Below are 18105 nucleotides of genomic sequence, written 5' to 3'. Positions count from 1 at the left end.
TGGGCCGTCGGTCGTCTGCGGGTACGTCGTGGCTGGTCGCGCAGTTCCCCGCGCCCCTTCGGGGCGCTGCCGAACCGCACCACACTTCCACAGGACCGCTTAGCGCCGCACCGTCACCACCGCGCCCGGCTCAAGGTGCTCGTACACCCAGCGCGCGTCGGCCGAGCGGAGCCCGATGGAGCCCTGGGTGGCGTCCCGCTCGCCGGGCGCGTCCTCCGCGTACGTCAGCGCGAGGATGAAGTTGGTCCGGCCGTCGGGCCCGCGCAGCTCCACCACCCACGGCAAGGACACGTCGTACTCCTGCCCCAGGCCCACCGACTCGCTGGTGAGCCGCTTCACGCGGTACTTGGCGACGACCGTCATCCGGCCCGTGGGCGTCGGGTGGGACTCCGCGCCGGAGGAGACGGGCACGCTCCGGCCGCCCAGGGCCAGCGTGCGCGAGCCGAGGTCGACGGTCGCGGCGGGCGCGGCGGCGGAGCGCGTGGCGGGCGCGGCGGGCGGCGCGGGCCGCGCGTCGGAGCCGTCGCGCACGGCGTGGGTGAGGCCGAACGCGAGGGCGGCCGCGGCGACGGCGGCGCCCCCCGCGAGGGCGGTGTGCCGACGCCGCCGCCGGGCCGTGGCACGGCGGCGGACCTGGGCACCGGCCATGGGCGCGGGCGCCGCACCGCTCCCGGCGAGCGCGCGGAGGGCGGCGGACAGCTCCGGAGCGGACGGTTCCGCGGCGGACAGCTCCGGAGCGGACGGGCCCGGGACCGTGGCGTCGACGGAGGACGGCTCGCGGGACAGGTCATCGGACACGGCCGGTCTCCTTCTCGCTGGGCGGCCCGCCGAGGGCGCCACGGGGCCCGCCGACGGCGCCGGGCCCGCCGACGACGTCGGCCTCGCTCGCGGTCAGGAGCTTCGCGAGCGCCGCGCGCCCGCGCGCGAGGCGGGCCTTGACCGTCCCCGTAGGGGCACCGGTCTCCGCGGCCACCTGGTCCACGCTGAGGTCGCACAGGTGGTGCAGCACGATCGCGAGGCGCTGGGCGTCGGGCAGCTGGCGCAGGGCCTCCACGAGGGCGAGGTGTTCGGGGCCCGGGCCCGGCGCGTGCTCGGGCGGCGGGGTGCGGCGCACGAGGTCGAGCCAGCGCCGGGCCCGCCGCCAGTGGCTGACGGCGAGGCGCAGGGCGACCGTGCGGATCCACGCCTCCGGGGCCTCGGTGGCGAGGAAGTCGCGCCGCCGGTCCCAGGCGCGCACGAAGGCCTCCTGGACGACGTCCTGGGCCTGCCCGTGGTCCCCGGTGAACGCGTACACCTGGCCGACGACGCGCGGGAACGCCGACGCGTAGAACGCGTCGAACTCGTCCTCCGTCATGCCGCCCCCGAGGTCCCGAAAAGTTTCTCGCACGGCATGCAACCCAGTGGCCCCCGGCGTGCGTACAGGTCGCGTACATCGAAGCACACCACACAGGGGGGCTCTGTTGAGCGGGGCGAGCACGGGAACCAGGGGACAGCGCGGGGCCAGGGGCAACGCCCGGATCTGGGGCCGCAGGGGAGCGGCGGCCGCGCTCGGCGCGCTGCTGCTCGCGGGCTGCGGGGTCGGCGGCGAAGAGGGCGGCGCGGGCGGCGCCAAGGGCGGCAAGCCCGCCGCGGCGGCCCCGGCCGCCAAGCCGTCCCCGCGCGCGAAGCCGCTGCCGGAGGCGCTGCGCGAGGGCGCCAAGGTCAACCTCGTCGACGGCCAGACGGTCGGCGTCGGCATGCCGGTGTCGGTGACGTTCGCCCGCCCGGTTCCCGCGAGTGAGCGCGCGGCGGTCGAGAGGCGCCTGAAGGTCACCACGGACAACGGCACGACCGGCTCCTGGAGCTGGGTCAAGGACCGCAACCTGCACGAGGGGCAGCGGATCGACTACCGCCCCGAGAGCTACTGGAAGCCCGGCACGAAGATCACCGTCCGGGCGGGCAGGGCCATCGACACGACGGTCACCGTGGGCCGCTCCCTGGTGGCCACGGTCGACGTGCGCGGCCACACCATGACCGTCGTGAAGGCCGGGGCGACGCGCCGCGTGCCGATCACGGCGGGCGCCCCGGGCATGGACACCTGGAACGGCACGATGGTCGTCTCCGACAAGCAGCGCCGCGTCCTCATGGACTCCCGGACCGTCGGCTACGGAGACGCGTACAAGGGCTACTACGACTACGCGGTGCACCTGACGACGTCGGGCACGTATCTGCACCAGAACCCGAAGGCCAACACGTTCGCGGGGAACAGCAACGTGACGCACGGCTGCATAGGCCTCGCCACGGACGGCACGGCGCGGCGCTTCTACGAAGAGGTGATCCCCGGGGACGTCGTCCGCGTCACCGGCTCCACGGAGACGGTGGCCGCGGGGAACGGGTACGGCGACTGGAACGTGCCGTGGGACCAATGGAAGGCGGGCAGCGCCCTGTAGGCGCCGCCCGCTCCGTCCTAGAGGCCGTGACCGGAATCGAACCGGTGTGCTTCGCTTTGCAGGCGAATCCCTAAACCACTCGGGCACACGGCCAAGCTGTGCTCTCTTGTCCTCGACCGTAGGCGGGGCCGCGACCTCCTTCAAGGCCGCGGCCCGCCTCGCAACGGGACCGCCATACGGCGTTCATGAACCCCGGGAGGGGCTACGGCGTGGGGCCGAGCTTCTTCCAGGGGCGGCTGCCGTCGGCTTCGGCCTTGCCCGGTTCGGTGGTGGTGTACCACTGGGCGTACCAGTAGAAGCCGTCGTGCTTGACGTAGGCGCCGGTGGCACGCTTGGGGTCGCCGGTCAGGATGTGGGTTTCGTGGTCGTTGTCGCCGTTGGCGGCCTCGGCCTCCTGTCCGGTGGCGGCGCGGAGCTTGAACAGCTTGCCGTGGCGTGGTCCGCCGGGCTGGCCCTCGGTGCCGTCGTCGTTCACGGGGACGAACCGCCAGCGCTGGTGCTCGCCGTCACCGCAGTCCCGGGTGGCGAGGTCCTCTCCTGCGTCGGTGGCGGTGAGGCACCTGTCGCCGTTGCCGATGGTGTACCAGCCGTCGCCCGCGTCCTTGACCTGCCAGAACTGGTTGGGGTTGGTCGTGGAGGGGGCCACGAGGTGGACCCGTGACTGGTCGGGGTAGTGGTCCATGTTCATCTGCTGGTACTCGAACTGCCAGCCCTTGTCGCCCTTGTCGAACGCGCCCCAGAGACGGCCCGCCGCGGGCGTGTAGGCCTTGCCGGGCTTCCAGTCGGCGGCGGGGCAGGTGCCCGAGGACGGGGCCGGGGGCTCCACGGTGTCGGTGCCCCGGCGCTTGTCACCGGTGATGCCGTACTCCTCGTCGCCGATCTTGACCGTGGTGTTCGCGGGGCCGGTGATCGGCAGGTAGTACTTGACGTCGATGTCCATGGATTTGCCCGGCGGTATGTCCTCGCAGTAGCCGAGTTCGATGGTCACGCGGTGGAAGTCGGCCTTCAGGCCGCCCTTGTTGGGGCCGGTGCGGCCGGGTTTGACGATCGGCATCTCCTTGTAGTCGCCGTCCTTGATGACGGGCGGGGCGGAGGTGGGGATGTCGAAGGAGATCTCGGTGCCCTGGCCGAGGGTCTGGCCGCTGTTGTTGGTGATGCGCAGCTTGGGCTGGAGGGGGTAGAAGTCCTTCTCGGCGGTGGGGAAGTCGACCAGGTCGACGTCGGCGTCGATGACCTTCCGGGGCAGGGTGCGGCCCGCGCCCGCCTTGGTCGCCCCGTAGGGGCCCGCGGCGCGCAGGGACTTGTCCAGGCGGGTCGTCAGGTCGTAGCCCATGCCGTACTCGCCGCCGGGGCGCTCGGCGTAGTCACCCGCCAGTTCCCACAGCATGACGCCGCCGATGCCGTTGTCCTTCACGTACTCGGCCTTGGCGTCGATGGACCGCTCGTTCTCGGTGGACAGGAACACCTTCTTGTCCGCGTTCCACAGCCACGGGGCCTCAAGATCGGAGCTGTACTTCTCCTCGTAGCGGCCGCGCAGCCTGTTCTCCTGCTTCGCCGTGTCGAGACCGTAGGACTTCAGATAGCCGGGGGTGGTGCCGCGCTGGAGGTTCTTGGCGTGCCACAGCGGGTTGGAGCCCGCGGCGACCTCCTTGCCGTCCTCGACGTCGTGCCAGACGTTGTCGATGCCGACGGCGCCCGCGCCGCAGTCCGAGTGGCCGCCCCGGCCGCCTGTGCCCAGCGGGCAGTCGCCCTGCTGGGGCAGGGAGGCGGTGCCCCACAGGCCGTCCTGGCCGCCCTGTACGTCGCGCCAGCCGCGCGTGTAGTAGGGCAGACCGAGGTTGATGCGGCCCGCGGGCAGCGCGCCGCGGTAGTAGCGGTAGGCCCAGTCGGTGTTGAAGTAGCCGTGCTTCTGGAAGTCCTTGGTGTCCGCCTTCTGGTCGTCGTAGATGCCCGCGTCGGCCAGCTCGTTGTCCTTGCCGTCGTCGTACAGCGGCGCCTGCGGGCCGACGTACTTGTTCCAGGAGCCGTGCAGGTCGTACGACATGACGTTGACGAAGTCCTGGTACTGCAGGGCCTGGCCGGAGTCGAGGCCGCGCACCAGGTAGCCGGAGGAGGAGCCCGCGGAGGTCAGCTGGAAGTACCGGCCCTTGTCGGCCCCGGCCCGGTCGAGCTTCTCCCGCAGGGTCTTCATCAGGGCGTTGTAGCCCTTGGTCAGGCCCTTGCGGCGCGGGTCGGAGACGTCCCAGTCCTTGGGGTTGCCGGTCTTGGGCAGCGCGGTGGGGTACTCGTAGTCGATGTCCACCCCGTCGAACCCGTACCGCTGGAGGAAGTCGACCACCGAGTCCGCGAAGGTGTCGATGCCGCCCTGGTTGACCGACCCGTCCGCGTTGGTGGCCATCGAGTAGAACTCGCGGGTCTCCGCCCAGCCGCCGACCGAGATCAGCGTCTTCACCGACGGGTGCCGCTTCTTGTACTTGTTCAGGAGGTTGAAGTGCCCCTTGTACGGCAGCGAGTCGTCCATCTCGGCGCGCGGGTTGCCCGGCCAGGTCATCCCGGTCGCCGGGTTCTTCGGGTCCGAGGTGTCCCCGACCGAGATCTTGTCGTCCTTCACGTGCGCGAACGCGTAGTTGATGTGCGTGACCTTGGTCCAGGGGATGTTGCCGACCAGGTACTTCGGGTCGCCCTTCGCGCCGGTGCGCCAGCCCGTGAAGTAGCCGACCACGCGCCGCGAGCGGCCGTTGCCGAGCCATTCGCGGCCCTGCTCGTCGTACACGTCGCAGTACGGCGTGTCCACCCCGGCCGTCTTCGCCATCCCGTCGGGGCGGCAGTCCCCGGAGGCGGCGGGCTTGTCGTCGCGCACCGGTTCCCCGTCGTCGTACGGGTCACCGGCGTCGCCGCCCTTGTCGTCGTCGTCCGGCTTCTCCGGAGTGACTCCGGGGGCCTTCCACCGCTGCCCGGCGTCGTCGGACGCGCAGTCCTTGAGGGCCAGCGTCTCGTCCTCGGTGGCGGCCGTCAGACACAGGCCGCCGTTGAGCAGGCGCGTCCAGCCGTCGCCCGCGTCCTCGGCCTGCCACAGCTGGCCCTTGTCCCCGTCGTCGTCCTTGGCGAGCCGGGCCTCGTGCTTGCCGGTGTCGTGCGCCAGGACGGGGGCGCCGTCCAGGGCGCTGATGATCTGCCACCCCTCGGGCGTGGCCCGCGCCCGCCACTTCTGCGCGGGGTGGTCCTTGGACGCGAGCGCCTTCACCCGGGTGCCCGGGTCCGACCACGCGTTGTCGACGTCCGCGACGAGGTCGTCCTTGGCGGACTGGAGGTGGCCGGTGCGGTGGGTGGGCTGGGGGCGGGGGGTGATCTTGATGTCGGCGTTCTTGATGTCCCACAGCTGGAACACGGAGGAGCCGCACGGTCGCAGCGAGCCCCAGAGGACGGAGCCGGGCTCGTAGGCCAGGCACCACTTCTCGTCATCCGCGGTGATGCGGAACGAACCGTTCTCCGGCTTGATCTTCCAGGTGCGAGGCGTGTCGGTGACGGACGCCCACTGCCACGATCGCCCGCCGTCTCCCTGCAGGTACTGCCCCGTCCGGTTCCTGATGGTCGTCTCCAGCTCCTGGCCCTCCTTCAGGTCACCGATGATGTACCACCGTCCCGTGTCGGCGTCGTCCGCGCCCGCGGACACCCACTTGGAGCTGGTTCCGTGGCGCTGCAGCACGCCCTGGGGCCCGGCGTCGCCGCCCACGCCCTGATTCTGGAACCAGGAGGAGATGCGCACGGAGTGCTCCGGCCCTACGCCGTCATTGCCCCTGCCCGGAGTGCCCACACACGTCGACGTCCGCGCCTGCCCCGACACACCCGACCGCGCAAACGCGGCCAGACACGTGCCGAGCGCCTTCTGCCCGTACGCGTTGGGGTGGATGGCCTCCTGCTTCGCTCCCTGGGACCCCCACAGCCAGTTCTGGGTGGTGTCGACCATGAACGGAATCCACCGAACCCATTCGGCGTCCTCGTCCGGCAGCGGATTGGCGCGCGAGTTGGCTTTGGTGGCCTGCTTGGTGCCCTGTCGGCACAGCTCGTGCCCGTTGAACGCGTTCTCCACGTTCAGCAGGGAAGCGGTGGCGTCCTTTGCCGCGCCGCGCAGCATGGAGGTGATGCCCGGCATGAGCTCGTCGCGAGCCCAGTTCACGTCGGTGTTGCGGAAGGGGCAGCCCCCGACCGAATAGCGTTCTGTACCTTCTTCATGGACGTCGTACTTCATCCGCGCGCTTTCGGGCAGTGGATTCGGATACGTGCTCAGTACCAGGTCGTACTCGTCGCGCGCGTACCCGGCGTCCGTCATGACGGAGCGGATCTTCTCCAGGGCCTTGACGACGTCGCCCCGCGTCGTGGCCAGCTTCTCCTTCAGCTCCGCGTTTGCGGAGTTCGTGTTGCAGGAGCCGCCGAGCGGCCAGCCCCAGTAGCGCCAGACGCAGTCGGTGATGATCTTGGAGAAACCCAGGTCGTTGCCGCCGATGGACACCACGATCATCTTGACGTCGTAGTCCTTCGCCAGCTGCGCGAGCCGCTCGGCTTGCGGCTCCTCGCCCTTGAACTTCTCCGAGGTGATGTGTTTCGTCTCGGCCCCGGAACAGGCGATGTTGAAGCGGCGCTCCCGGGGGATGCCGTCGATCGCGGCGCTCTTGATGGGCGCGACGTCGGATCGGTCGCAGCCGGTTCCGCCGTCGTACGAGGTCTCTCCGTAGACGCAGTCCTTGCCGTCCTGGCAGTCGGCCCTGCGGTCGGTGCCCCACACGTCGCCGTTGGGGCTGGTGTTGGCGTTGCCCGCCCACCGGCCGCCTTCACCGGAGATGTAGCTGTCGCCCATGGAGACGACGGCGTCCATGTTGTTCTCACAGGCGTCCCCCGCGGCGGCCCGGGCGGTTCGGCCCGCGGGGTTGTACACGGTGCTGGACTCCCAGCCGACTGGATTGCACAGGGCCCTGTCGGCGGGGGCGAACCGCACCGGCCAGTGGTCCGAGCCGCCGTTGGCGCTCCTGATGGACACGTTCAGGTTTCTGAGCTGGTCGTGGGCGACCATGAAGTCCAGGGCTCCCGCGTTCAACTGCGTAGGCGCGGCCGGACCGACAGGGTTTCCGTTCGTAGTGGCGTAGAAGGTGTGGTAGAGCGCCAGGGGAGGCGGCCCACCCTTGAAGGTGTCGGCCAGGCTGTTGAAGTCCCCCATGACCTGCCACGGCTCGCCCTGCTTCTCATTGCGGACGGCGTTCACGAGGTCGCGCGTGTGGGCATTGACGTTGCGCGCATTGCGGATCGACGCGGCGTGGATGTTGTAGTACCACGTACCCTCGACCTTGATTCCGAACGCGGGGCGAGACCTGACCCACCGATTGTTGCCCACGGTCGGCGTCACGAGGTCGAGGCGACCCCTTTCCAGCTGTTCGGTCGCGGCTTTTTCCTCGGCCACGGGCGCGAGGGGCTTGCGGACCCAGATCGCCATCGACTTCGGTGCGTTGCTGCCGGCGTCGGGGTCCTCGTCGGCGGCCCCGTTGTCGAGTCCCCACTCCTTCTTGTCGAGGATCTTCAGGTAGTACAGAATGCCCTGCACCCCATTGCGCTTCTGGTTGAGCGGCGCCGTGTACAGCCGGTACTTCAGGCTGGGCTGACCCCTCGGGTCGACCGCCGGATCCAGTTCATTGGAGGCCCACTCCAACTGGCGCGTGGGGGCGGGCGCCGGCAGGGTGGTCGCCTCCTGCAACACGATGATGTCGGCGTCGGGCATCAGGGACTTGACGGTGGTCCACTTGTTGCCGCCCTGCATGTTGAACGTGATGACACGCAACTGCGGGTCGGCCAGCGCCGCCGCTGGAGTCGGGCTCAGCAAGGTGATGAGTGAGCCCAGCAGGCCGACGAGTGCCGCTGTCACGGCCGACCGTCCCCAGCGCCCTCTCGGGCGGGCAGAGGGCAGGAACCCCCACCGTCTCGCACGGCTCCGGACAGGCGAGCCGCCGCGCGGCGGACGCGTACTCGGTGGTGATCTGTGCATGGTTCCTTCTCGGGTCGAAGAGCGGGCCTGGCCAGCCGAGAAAGGTATGCGGGGCGGATCAACAAGCGGTCAACACGCAGTGACCGGCCAGGCGGCGCCGCCCCTACCCGCCGCAGCCGAGCTCCGCCCAGACCGTCTTGCGTGGCTCCGGCCCCACCTCCGTGCCCCACCGGTCCGCGAACGCCGCCACCAGGGCCAGGCCCCGGCCCGACTCGTCGTCCGGCCCCGCCGCCCCCGGGGCGCGGGGCAGCCGCTCGGCGCACGTGTCGCTCACCTCCACCCGCAGCACCCCACTCGCCGCGAGCCGCAGCGTCAGGCGGAAGTTCCGCCCCGGCACGTGCCCGTGCCGCACCGCGTTGCTCGCCAGCTCGGCCACGACGTGCTCCGCCCGCTCGTACGGCCGCTCCCACGCCATGAGTTGGCGTACGACGGCCCGCCGGGCCAGGTGCGCCCCTCGCGGGCTCGACGGCATCAGCGCGGTGAACTGCCGTACGGGGGCCATGGCTTGTGTGGTCTCTGTGTTCATGCGCCTCAGCGTGGCGCAAGCCGCCTAGCCTGCACCGTGGTGCGACGCGCACGTACGGTGACTGTCCCGTCGCTGTCCGGTGCTGTCCCGGCTGTCCGGGGTGTCGTACGGGTACGGCTGCGCGTTGGAGCGGGGCGGCACTTCGGAGGTGGGCGTAGATGAGCGCGGACGGCGACAGTGTGGACGGGGCTGGCTGGGACGTCGAGCCCGAGGACGAGATCGCGTCGGCCGTGGAGGCCCTGGGCCACCAGCAGAAGCGCTGGCGCGAGGCCGCGGGCCTGAGCGCGGCGGAGCTGGGCGAGGCGATCGGCTACGGCGAGGACCAGGTGCGCAAGGTGGAACGCGGGGCGAGGATCCCGCGCCCCGAGTACCTGGACGCGGTGGATCGGGTCCTCGGCGCGAACGGCTTCATCTCGGCGATGAAGGAGGAGATGGCGAAGGCGAGGTACCCGAAGAAGGTGCGGGAACTGGCGAAGCTGGAGGAGCGGGCCGTTGAGGTGTGCCTCTACAGCAACCACAACATCCATGGGCTGCTCCAGACAGAGGAGCACATGCGGGCGCTGTTCGAAGGCTGGCTTCCCGCCTACACGGAGGAGGAACTGGAACGCGCAGTGGCTGGCCGCCTGGCGCGGCGATCGATCTTTCAGAGGAAGCCCGCACCGGCCCTCAGCTTCGTGCAGGAGGAGGTGACGCTACGCCGCCCGGTCGGAGGCACAATGGTATGGCGCCAGCAACTGGAACGCCTCTTGGAGGTGGGCAAGTTGCGCAACGTCTCGCTCCAAGTCCTGCCAACTGCAAGCGAGGAACACCCCGGAACTGGGGGCCTGATCGAAGTGCTGAAGTTCCCTGATGGGACGGCGTTGGGCCGCTCTGAAGGGGCGTTCGGCAGCCGACCGGTCTCCGACCCGAAGCAACTCCGGGTCTTGGAGTTGCGCTTCGGCATGATTCGGGCCCAGGCTCTATCGCCACGCAAGTCGCGCGCCTTCATCAAGCACATGCTGGGAGAAACATGATCCACACGCTCTCCGCTAGGGAAGCTTCCGATCTGGAGTGGTTCAAGAGCAGCTACAGCAGCAGTGGCGATGGCAACGACTGTGTCGAAGTCGCGCTGGAGTGGACCAAGAGCAGCTACAGCAGCAGTAGCAACGGTGAGGACTGCGTCGAGGTCGCCGCGACCCCCGGCACCGTCCACATACGGGACTCCAAGAACAAGCAAGGCCCCCGCCTTGCGTTCGCGGCGGGGGCCTGGTCGGCCTTCGTGGCGGGGTACGCGGCTCGATAGCGCCCCGAAGGGGCGCGGGGAACTGCGCGACCAGCCGCGACGAACCCGCAGGCGAAAATCGGTCCGTCGCGGCAGGCTCCAGCGGAGCGCTCAGGCGGCCACGTCGTAGGTGTAGTACCGCGTGTGGTCCAGCATGTCGGCCGGGGTCACGTTGGACCACGGGCGCATCGTGTCGTGGAGGTCGACGACGTCGCGGGTGCCCGCGGCGGGCAGGTAGGGCGCGTTGGGGTGCCGCGACTGCCACTGGGTCCACAGCTTGTCGACGTAGGCGTGGTGGAGCCAGAAGACGGGGTCGTTGGGGGAGGCCCCGGTGGCCATGTGGCCGCCGACCCAGACGTGGACGCGGTTGTGGAGGTTCACGCCGCGCCAGCCTTCGAGGTGGTTGCGGAAGCCGTCGGAGGCGCTGTTCCACGGCGCGGCGTCGTAGACGGGCATGGCGAGGACGGAGTCGACCTCGGCCTTCGTGGGGAGCTGGAGGCCGTTGGAGCCGAGGCTGCGGCGGAGGAAGTCGCGGCCGTCGACGCGGACGTTGATGCGCCAGCCGTTGCCGGAGGAGGCGAAGGCGCCGTCGGTGACCTGGCCGTCGCGGGGACGCCCGGTGCCGCCGAGGAAGTCGGGGGCCCACAGGGAGGCGGCGGGGGTGCGGTCGGTGGTCCAGTCCCAGTAGGGGAGGGCGACGGAGGGGTCCACGGACTGGAGGGCCTGCTCGAACTGTATGAGGAAGCGGCGGTGCCAGGGCAGGAAGGAAGGGGAGCGGTGGCCGACGCGGTCGCTGTCGTCGCGGTCGCTCATGATGAAGTCGTTGTGGGTGGAGACGAAGGAGTCGTAGCGCCCGTCGCGCTTCAACGCGAGCAGCGCGTTGACGAAGCGGCGCTTCTCGTCGGCGGTGAGCTGGGCCTGGTTCTTGCGTACGGTCATGGCGGCGGGGCTCCGGATCAGCGGGTGGCGGGGGCGAGCGGGACGAGGGCCGCGCCCTGGAGGTCGTCGACGGCGGCGCGGGCGAGGGCGCGGGGCGTGGCCTGCGGGTCGTAGTGGTTGATGACGCTGATCCAGGTGCCGTCGGCGTTGCGCATGATGTGGAGCTCGTCGCCGTCGATGCGGACGGAGTAGCCGCCGCCGTGGTCGGCGTGGTGGCCGCCGTGGCCTGAGGTGGGCCCGCCCTGGATGCGGCGGCCGAGGTAGACCTCGTCGAAGGAGCCGGGCTCGGCGCCGTGGCCGACGGCGACGGCGGAGCCCTGGGCGGCGCCGACACCGACGACGGCGGCCCCGGCGACGGCGCTCGCGGCGCCGATGGCCTGGCGGCGGGTGATTCCGGACATGCGTAAAACCCCCAAGTGTGCGTGGCGGAAAGGCGGTTCCGGTGGTCGGGCGGAACTGCCGGGACCATGCGTACAGGGAGGGAGATGTACGGCCGTAATCGACGCGAAGGGTTGCCCGTCAATACGGACACCTGCGGATAAATAGTGCATTCTTGAACGACGCCGATCCTGCGGCGCGTTCACCCGCGCGGGGCACGGACCGCAGATCCTGCGGCAGAAGTGACGATACCGTGAAAGATCTTCACGACCGCACCACGGCCCGTGCCCGGCGTCACAAGGAAAACGTGTCCGAAAAGCCGTGCCGCGTGAGTAGCCCCTGAGTACCCGTACTCAAGGCCGTTTCCGGGCTGTTGGTGACACTGGTGCGTATGACGACACCGCCCTCGCAGGCCCCGGTTCCCCCTCCGCCTCCCTACGCGCCGCCGCAGCCGCCGCAGCCGGGGCGGTCGGGGCGGTCGGGGCGGTCGCGGCGGCGGGGGATCGTCGCGGTCGTCGTCGTGGCGCTGGTGGGTGCCGGGCTCGGGGCCTGGTGGTGGAGCAGGGGCGGGGACGACGATCCGTTGGCGGGGCGGCCCTGGGAGACGGATCTGAAGGCCGGGGTCTCGTACCGGCTTCCCGAGGGGTGGAAGCGGGACAAGGGGGACCTCGTCGACGCCTTCACCAGCTCGATCCGGACGGAGGGCGAGACGGAGGGCGGCGACGGCGAGCGGTTCGGCATGGTCGTCACCGGGCGCGGGGGCGCCGTCGCGGAGTCGGACCTGAAGGCGCAGACGGAGCGCGCCGCCCGGTCCAACGCGGAGTTCTTCAACCCGGACGGGTCGGCGGAGCAGACCGAGTCCGAGGCGACCACGGTCGGCGGGCACCCCGCCCACACCGTCGTCCTCGTGATGAAGGGCGGTGAGGGCGGCGAGACCCGGCTGCGCCTGACGGTGATCAAGGCGGATGCCGCGCGGTCGGTGTTCCTCATGGGCATGGCGAAGCCGGGCGCGGGCGACGAGCAGGAGACGGCGGACGCGGTCCTGGAGAGCGCGAAGGTGCTGTGAGCCGGGCGGGCTGACCCGCCGGGCCTCGTTCCGGGTACCGAGAGAGCAGCCCCGCGACCCCCGTGGAAGAGGCCGGGGGCGTACGACCAAGGGACCAGGCGGGGCCCGTCCCAAGGCAGGCGTCACGTGTCAGTGGTCGCTCCTACGCTGACGGGCATGACCACCCACCACTCCCGCGATACCGATGTCGTCGCCGCGCAGGCCGCGCCCCCCGAGGTGCCCGAGGGCGGTGTGCTCGCGAAGCCGTATCGGGCGCTGAGCATCGGGATGGTCTCCGTCGTGCTGCTCATCGCCTTCGAGGCGACCGCCGTCGGCACGGCGATGCCGGTGGCGGCCCGCGAGCTCGACGGGGTGTCGCTGTACGCGTTCGGGTTCTCCGCGTACTTCACGACCAGCCTGTTCGGGATGGTCCTCGCCGGGCAGTGGGGGGACCGGCGCGGACCGCTCGGCCCGCTGACCACGGGCATGTCCGCGTTCGCGGCGGGCCTGCTCCTGTCCGGCACGGCGGGCGCGATGTGGCAGTTCATCCTGGGCCGCGCCGTGCAGGGCCTGGGCGGCGGCCTCGTCATCGTGTCCCTGTACGTGGTGGTGAGCAGGGCGTATCCGGAGCGGCTGCGCCCGGCGATCCTGGCGTCGTTCGCGGCGGCCTGGGTGGTGCCGTCCGTGGTCGGCCCCCTGGTGTCGGGCACGGTGACGGAGCACCTGGGCTGGCGGTGGGTGTTCATCGGCGTCCCGGTCCTAGTCGCCGCGCCCCTCGCGCTCGCGCTGCCCGCGATCCGCCGCGACGCCTCGGGCCCGCTGGACCCGGACGCCCCCGCCGAGCCCCTGGACCGCCGCCGCGTCCGCCTCGCCCTCGGCATCTCGCTCGGCGCGGGCCTGCTCCAGTACGCGGGACAGGACCTGCGCTGGCTGTCCCTGCTCCCCGCGGCGGGCGGCGCGGCCGTCCTGGTGCCGTCCGTGCTCGGCCTGCTGCCGCGCGGCACCTACCGGGCCGCGCGCGGGCTGCCCTCCGTGGTGCTGCTGCGGGGCGTGGCCGCCGGGTCCTTCGTCGCCGCCGAGTCGTTCGTGCCGCTGATGCTGGTCAGCGAGCGCGGCCTGTCGCCGACGCTCGCGGGCCTCTCGCTCGCGGCGGGCGGCGCGACCTGGGCCCTCGGCTCGTACGCGCAGTCGCGGCCGCGCCTGGAGGCCCACCGGGAGAAGCTGGTGGTCGTCGGCATGGTGCTCGTCGCCGCGGCCATCGCCACCGCGCCCAGCGTGCTGATCGACGCCGTCCCGGTGTGGACCGTCGCGGTCGCCTGGGGCGTCGGCTGCCTCGGCATGGGCATGGTCATCGCCTCGACCAGCGTGCTGCTGCTCCGCCTGTCGCCCCCGGTGGACGCGGGCACGAACTCCGCCTCGCTCCAGATATCCGACGGCCTGTCCAACGCCCTCCTGCTCGCCGCGGGCGGCGCCGCCTTCGCCGCGCTCGGCGGCGGCATGATCGGCGCCCACGGCTCGGGCACCGGGGCCGCGGGCTCGCACCCGGGCGCCTTCACCGCGGTGTTCCTGCCGATGGCGGCCGTGGCCCTCGCCGGAGCGTGGCTCGGCACCCGGCTGCGGGGGCCCGCCGCGAAGGCCTGACGCGCCCGGCGGAGGGGTGTGAACCGCGTCGCACCCCGGGGCGGACCCGAGCGTCAGCCCCGGAGTGCGGTCATCCCACCGGTAGGGTGGCCCGGTTGTCGTACGTACCCCAGCGTCAAAAACGGAGACCGTGACTACCACCGCCGCCTCCAACCACCACCTCTCGCCCGCCTTCCCGGGGCGCGCTCCCTGGGGCACCGCCAGCAAGCTGCGCGCCTGGCAGCAGGGGGCGATGGAGAAGTACATCCAGGAGCAGCCGCGCGACTTCCTCGCGGTGGCGACGCCCGGCGCCGGCAAGACCACCTTCGCGCTGACGCTCGCGTCCTGGCTGCTGCACCACCACGTGGTGCAGCAGGTCACCGTGGTCGCCCCCACCGAGCACCTGAAGAAGCAGTGGGCCGAGGCCGCGGCGCGCATAGGCATCAAGCTGGACCCGGAGTACAGCGCGGGCCCGCTCAGCAGGGAGTACCACGGCGTCGCCGTGACGTACGCGGGCGTCGGCGTCCGGCCCATGCTGCACCGCAACCGCTCGGAGCAGCGCAAGACCCTCGTCATCCTCGACGAGATCCACCACGCCGGTGACTCCAAGTCCTGGGGCGAGGCCTGCCTGGAGGCCTTCGAGCCCGCGACCCGGCGCCTGGCCCTCACCGGCACGCCCTTCCGCTCCGACACCAACCCCATCCCCTTCGTGACGTACGAGGAGGGGAACGACGGCATCCGCCGGTCCTCCGCCGACTACACGTACGGATACGGCAGCGCGCTCGGCGACGGCGTCGTGCGGCCCGTCATCTTCCTCTCCTACAGCGGCAACATGCGCTGGCGCACCAAGGCCGGTGACGAGATCGCCGCCCGGCTCGGCGAGCCGATGACCAAGGACGCGGTCTCGCAGGCCTGGCGCACCGCCCTCGACCCGCGCGGCGACTGGATGCCGAACGTCCTGCGGGCCGCCGACCGCCGCCTCAGCGAGGTCCGCAAGGCCATCCCCGACGCGGGCGCCCTGGTGATCGCCTCCGACCAGGAGTCGGCGCGCGCGTACGCCAAGCTCATCCGGGAGATCACCGGGACGAAGGCCACCCTCGTGCTCTCCGACGACACCGGGGCCTCGCAGCGCATCGACGACTTCAGCGGCAGCGACGACCGCTGGATGGTCGCCGTCCGCATGGTGTCCGAGGGCGTCGACGTGCCCCGGCTCGCGGTCGGCGTGTACGCGACGACGATCTCGACCCCGCTGTTCTTCGCCCAGGCCGTGGGCCGCTTCGTGCGCTCCCGGCGGCGCGGCGAGACCGCGTCCGTCTTCCTGCCCACGGTTCCCGACCTGCTCGGCTTCGCCAACGAGATGGAGGTCGAGCGCGACCACGCCCTCGACAAGCCGAAGAAGCAGGGCGAGGACGAGGACCCGTACGCCGAGTCCGAGAAGGAGATGGACGAGGCGAACAAGCAGCAGGACGAGGACACCGGCGAGCAGGAGCAGTTCTCCTTCGAGGCCCTGGAGTCCGAGGCCGTCTTCGACCGGGTGCTCTACGACGGTGCCGAGTTCGGCATGCAGGCCCACCCCGGCAGCGAGGAGGAGCAGGACTACCTCGGCATCCCGGGGCTCCTGGAGCCCGACCAGGTGCAGCTCCTGCTCCAGAAGCGGCAGGCCCGCCAGATCGCCCACAGCAAGAAGAAGCCCGCCGAGGAGGCCGACCTCCTGGAGCTGCCCGCGGAGCGGCGGCCCGTGGTCTCCCACAAGGAGCTCCTCGAACTGCGCAAGCAGCTGAACACGATGGTCGGGGCGTACGTCCACCAGAGCGGGAAGCCGCACGGTGTGGTCCACACCGAGCTGCGGCGGGTGTGCGGAGGCCCGCCGTCCGCGGAGGCTACCGCGGGGCAGCTGCGGCAGCGGATCGCCAAGGTGCAGGAGTGGGCTACGCGTATGCGGTAGCCCGCGCTGGGGTGGGGTTCGCCGTCCTTGTCTGCGGGTCGTTCTGGGTTGCTCGCGCCCACGCGGCGGAGCCGCATATAGATACAGCCCCGCGCCCCTGAAGGGGCGCTACTGCGGAGCCCCTTCGTTACCGGAAGGTCGGGAAACGTGCGCAGTGCGTGCAGGCATTGTGCGTTCCGCATACACATACGGGGGTGCGTATCAGGATGATCCGGACCGTCTTTCCGTCCCCTTGACCGGATTCTGGACGGAGTCTTCCGCTGAGCGGGACGCCCTCGCTACTGTCCCCGCTACACAACGCCCCGTGGCAGCGCCGCCCCGGAGCGCAGCCGGTGCCCGCCGCAGAGGGGGCCGTCGACCCTCACGACTAAGGAGTGGGCGTCGTGACCGCGGAGACATCTCAGACGCTCGACCGAGGACTGCGCGTCCTCAAGCTGCTCGCCGACACCGACCACGGCCTGACCGTCACCGAGCTGTCCAACAAGCTCGGCGTCAACCGGACCGTCGTGTACCGGCTCCTCGCCACCCTTGAGCAACACGCCCTCGTACGACGCGACTTGGGCGGCCGGGCCCGGGTGGGCCTCGGGGTCCTGCGGCTCGGCCGCCAGGTGCACCCGCTGGTGCGCGAGGCCGCCCTTCCCGCCCTGCGCTCCCTCGCCGAGGACATAGGGGCCACGGCCCACCTGACCCTGGTCGACGGCACGGAGGCGCTCGCCGTCGCCGTGGTCGAGCCGACGTGGACCGACTACCACGTGGCGTACCGGACCGGGTTCCGCCACCCCCTGGACCGGGGCGCCGCGGGCAAGGCCATCCTCGCCGCCCGGCAGGGGCACATCACCGACCCCGGGTACGCGCTCACCCACGGCGAACTGGAGGCCGGGGCCAGCGGCGCCGCCGCCCCCCTGGTCGGCGTGACCGGCCTGGAGGGCAGCGTGGGCGTGGTCATGCTCGCGGACTCGGTGCCCGAGCGGGTGGGGCCGCGGGTGGTGGACGCCGCCCGAGAGGTCGCGGAGGCCCTGCGCTGAGGAGATCTAGCCCGTCCGGCGATTGAGGACGAGCAGGCCGCAGGCCGCGATCCCCCGCGCCGCGGCTGAGCCATTACATTTGAGGCTGTGCTGTCCCGCCTCGCTCGTTTGAGCCGCCCCAAAGTCCTCGCCCTGGCTGCCGCGCCGGTCGTCGCCCTCCTGGCCGTTGCTGGGCTCGCGCCCCTCCCGTTCGCGGTGGCGCAGCCCGGCGGCACCGCGAACGTGCTGGGGGAGTACGAGGGCAAGCCCGTGCTCACCGTGACGGGGATGCCCACGCGGAAGACCGAGGGCCAGCTGCGGATGACGACGATCGTGGCGACGGGGCCGCGGATGACCGTGCGGCTCGGCGACGTGATCGACGGCTGGTTCCGCACGGACCGGGCCGTGATGCCCAAGGACTCGGTCTACCCGGACGGCGACGACGAGAAGAAGGTCGAGGAGCGCAACCTCGGCGACATGCGCGAGTCGCAGGACGACGCCACGAAGGCGGCGCTGCGCTATCTGCGCGCGGACGGCGTGGACGGCACCGACAAGGTCAAGGTCAACGCCGACCTGGGGAAGATCGGCGGGCCGAGCGCCGGGCTCTTCCTCGCGCTCGGCATCATCGACAAGCTGGACGGGAACGGCAGCGGCGGCGACCTGACCGGCGGCCGCACGATCGCCGGGACCGGCACGATCAAGGCGGACGGCACAGTGGGCGCCGTCGGCGGCGTCTCCCTGAAGACGCAGGCCGCCGCCCGCGACGGCGCCACCGTCTTCCTCGTACCGAAGGCCGAGTGCTCGGACGCCGAGGCGGAGAAGCCGAAGGGGCTTCAGCTGGTCCCGGTCACCACGCTGTCCGGCACGGTCGACGCGCTGCGGGCGCTGCAGAAGGACGAGAAGGTCCCGAGCTGCTGACAAGCGGGC

At 71.4% G+C, this 18105-nt stretch carries 14 protein-coding genes and 1 tRNA gene; 8 read left to right on the top strand and 7 right to left on the bottom strand.

The window, feature by feature from the left end; translation table 11 throughout:
* Positions 1-99: 99 nt before the first annotated feature.
* Together ACIG3E_RS09525 and ACIG3E_RS09520 are read right to left on the bottom strand one after the other, a co-directional pair.
* Positions 100-798 (bottom strand): L,D-transpeptidase, encoded by a 699-nt coding sequence (locus ACIG3E_RS09525; RefSeq protein ID WP_399613333.1) that lies wholly within the window; start codon positions 796-798, stop codon positions 100-102.
* Positions 788-1354 (bottom strand): SigE family RNA polymerase sigma factor, encoded by a 567-nt coding sequence (locus ACIG3E_RS09520; RefSeq protein ID WP_399613331.1) that lies wholly within the window; start codon positions 1352-1354, stop codon positions 788-790. The genes ACIG3E_RS09525 and ACIG3E_RS09520 overlap by 11 nt, the downstream gene beginning before the upstream one ends.
* 106 nt (positions 1355-1460) lie before the next feature.
* On the opposite strand from ACIG3E_RS09520, the gene ACIG3E_RS09515 reads away from it, so the two are divergent.
* Positions 1461-2429, top strand: coding sequence for a L,D-transpeptidase (locus ACIG3E_RS09515; RefSeq protein ID WP_399613328.1), 969 nt, complete (start codon positions 1461-1463; stop codon positions 2427-2429).
* Positions 2430-2450: 21 nt separating this feature from the next.
* Here ACIG3E_RS09515 and ACIG3E_RS09510 read toward each other — a convergent pair.
* The 3 genes from ACIG3E_RS09510 to ACIG3E_RS09500 all read right to left on the bottom strand — a co-directional run bounded on the left by ACIG3E_RS09510 (position 2451) and on the right by ACIG3E_RS09500 (position 8986).
* Positions 2451-2522 (bottom strand) — tRNA-Cys (locus tag ACIG3E_RS09510).
* A 109-nt stretch (positions 2523-2631) separates the two neighbouring features.
* Positions 2632-8340 (bottom strand): glycosyl hydrolase family 18 protein, encoded by a 5709-nt coding sequence (locus ACIG3E_RS09505; protein WP_399613325.1) that lies wholly within the window; start codon positions 8338-8340, stop codon positions 2632-2634.
* 223 nt (positions 8341-8563) lie between these two features.
* Entirely contained in the window at positions 8564-8986 is a 423-nt protein-coding gene (locus ACIG3E_RS09500) for an ATP-binding protein (protein WP_399613322.1), read from the bottom strand.
* Positions 8987-9144: 158 nt separating this feature from the next.
* On the opposite strand from ACIG3E_RS09500, the gene ACIG3E_RS09495 reads away from it, so the two are divergent.
* Positions 9145-9999 (top strand): helix-turn-helix transcriptional regulator, encoded by an 855-nt coding sequence (locus tag ACIG3E_RS09495; protein WP_399613319.1) that lies wholly within the window; start codon positions 9145-9147, stop codon positions 9997-9999.
* Positions 9996-10268 carry a DUF397 domain-containing protein gene (locus ACIG3E_RS09490; RefSeq protein WP_399613316.1) on the top strand — a complete coding sequence of 91 codons (273 nt, stop codon included), beginning with the start codon at positions 9996-9998 and terminating at the stop codon, positions 10266-10268. The genes ACIG3E_RS09495 and ACIG3E_RS09490 overlap by 4 nt, the downstream gene beginning before the upstream one ends.
* 90 nt (positions 10269-10358) lie before the next feature.
* Here the strand turns inward: ACIG3E_RS09490 and ACIG3E_RS09485 are convergent, their stop codons facing one another.
* The gene (locus tag ACIG3E_RS09485) at positions 10359-11186 is read right to left on the bottom strand and encodes a tyrosinase family protein (RefSeq protein ID WP_399613313.1); all 828 of its coding nucleotides are present in this window, start codon (positions 11184-11186) and stop codon (positions 10359-10361) included.
* Positions 11187-11203: 17 nt separating this feature from the next.
* Complete coding sequence (locus tag ACIG3E_RS09480; RefSeq protein WP_399613310.1) at positions 11204-11587, bottom strand: tyrosinase cofactor; 384 nt, start codon at positions 11585-11587, stop codon at positions 11204-11206.
* Positions 11588-11955: 368 nt separating this feature from the next.
* Here ACIG3E_RS09480 and ACIG3E_RS09475 point away from each other — a divergent pair, with 368 nt between their 5' ends.
* From ACIG3E_RS09475 to ACIG3E_RS09455, 5 genes are all read left to right on the top strand, one after another.
* Positions 11956-12630 carry a hypothetical protein gene (locus ACIG3E_RS09475; protein ID WP_399613308.1) on the top strand — a complete coding sequence of 225 codons (675 nt, stop codon included), beginning with the start codon at positions 11956-11958 and terminating at the stop codon, positions 12628-12630.
* 156 nt (positions 12631-12786) lie between these two features.
* Positions 12787-14250: an MFS transporter gene (locus ACIG3E_RS09470; RefSeq protein WP_399613305.1), complete on the top strand. Its 1464-nt coding sequence runs from the start codon at positions 12787-12789 to the stop codon at positions 14248-14250.
* A gap of 130 nt (positions 14251-14380) precedes the next feature.
* Complete coding sequence (locus ACIG3E_RS09465; RefSeq protein WP_242718581.1) at positions 14381-16174, top strand: DEAD/DEAH box helicase; 1794 nt, start codon at positions 14381-14383, stop codon at positions 16172-16174.
* Between the two features lie 383 nt (positions 16175-16557).
* Entirely contained in the window at positions 16558-17199 is a 642-nt protein-coding gene (locus ACIG3E_RS09460) for an IclR family transcriptional regulator (RefSeq protein WP_030680755.1), read from the top strand.
* A gap of 87 nt (positions 17200-17286) precedes the next feature.
* Complete coding sequence (locus ACIG3E_RS09455) at positions 17287-18096, top strand: S16 family serine protease (protein WP_399613301.1); 810 nt, start codon at positions 17287-17289, stop codon at positions 18094-18096.
* Positions 18097-18105: the final 9 nt, after the last annotated feature.

It is taken from the genome of Streptomyces sp. NPDC053474, assembly GCF_044544845.1.
Classification (GTDB): Bacteria; Actinomycetota; Actinomycetes; order Streptomycetales; family Streptomycetaceae; genus Streptomyces.
The sequence above is the reverse complement of the archived record's forward strand: the minus strand, read 5'-3'. Positions and strand labels throughout refer to the sequence as shown.

What these genes read in the sequence shown, in the direction of transcription:
- ACIG3E_RS09520 (WP_399613331.1), bottom strand. Translation starts at nt 1,354, where the DNA reads ATGACGGAGGACGAGTTCGACGCGTTCTACGCGTCGGCGTTCCCGCGC.
- ACIG3E_RS09500 (WP_399613322.1), bottom strand. Translation starts at nt 8,986, where the DNA reads ATGAACACAGAGACCACACAAGCCATGGCCCCCGTACGGCAGTTCACC.
- ACIG3E_RS09495 (WP_399613319.1), top strand. Translation starts at nt 9,145, where the DNA reads ATGAGCGCGGACGGCGACAGTGTGGACGGGGCTGGCTGGGACGTCGAG.
- ACIG3E_RS09490 (WP_399613316.1), top strand. Translation starts at nt 9,996, where the DNA reads ATGATCCACACGCTCTCCGCTAGGGAAGCTTCCGATCTGGAGTGGTTC.
- ACIG3E_RS09485 (WP_399613313.1), bottom strand. Translation starts at nt 11,186, where the DNA reads ATGACCGTACGCAAGAACCAGGCCCAGCTCACCGCCGACGAGAAGCGC.
- ACIG3E_RS09480 (WP_399613310.1), bottom strand. Translation starts at nt 11,587, where the DNA reads ATGTCCGGAATCACCCGCCGCCAGGCCATCGGCGCCGCGAGCGCCGTC.
- ACIG3E_RS09475 (WP_399613308.1), top strand. Translation starts at nt 11,956, where the DNA reads ATGACGACACCGCCCTCGCAGGCCCCGGTTCCCCCTCCGCCTCCCTAC.
- ACIG3E_RS09470 (WP_399613305.1), top strand. Translation starts at nt 12,787, where the DNA reads ATGACCACCCACCACTCCCGCGATACCGATGTCGTCGCCGCGCAGGCC.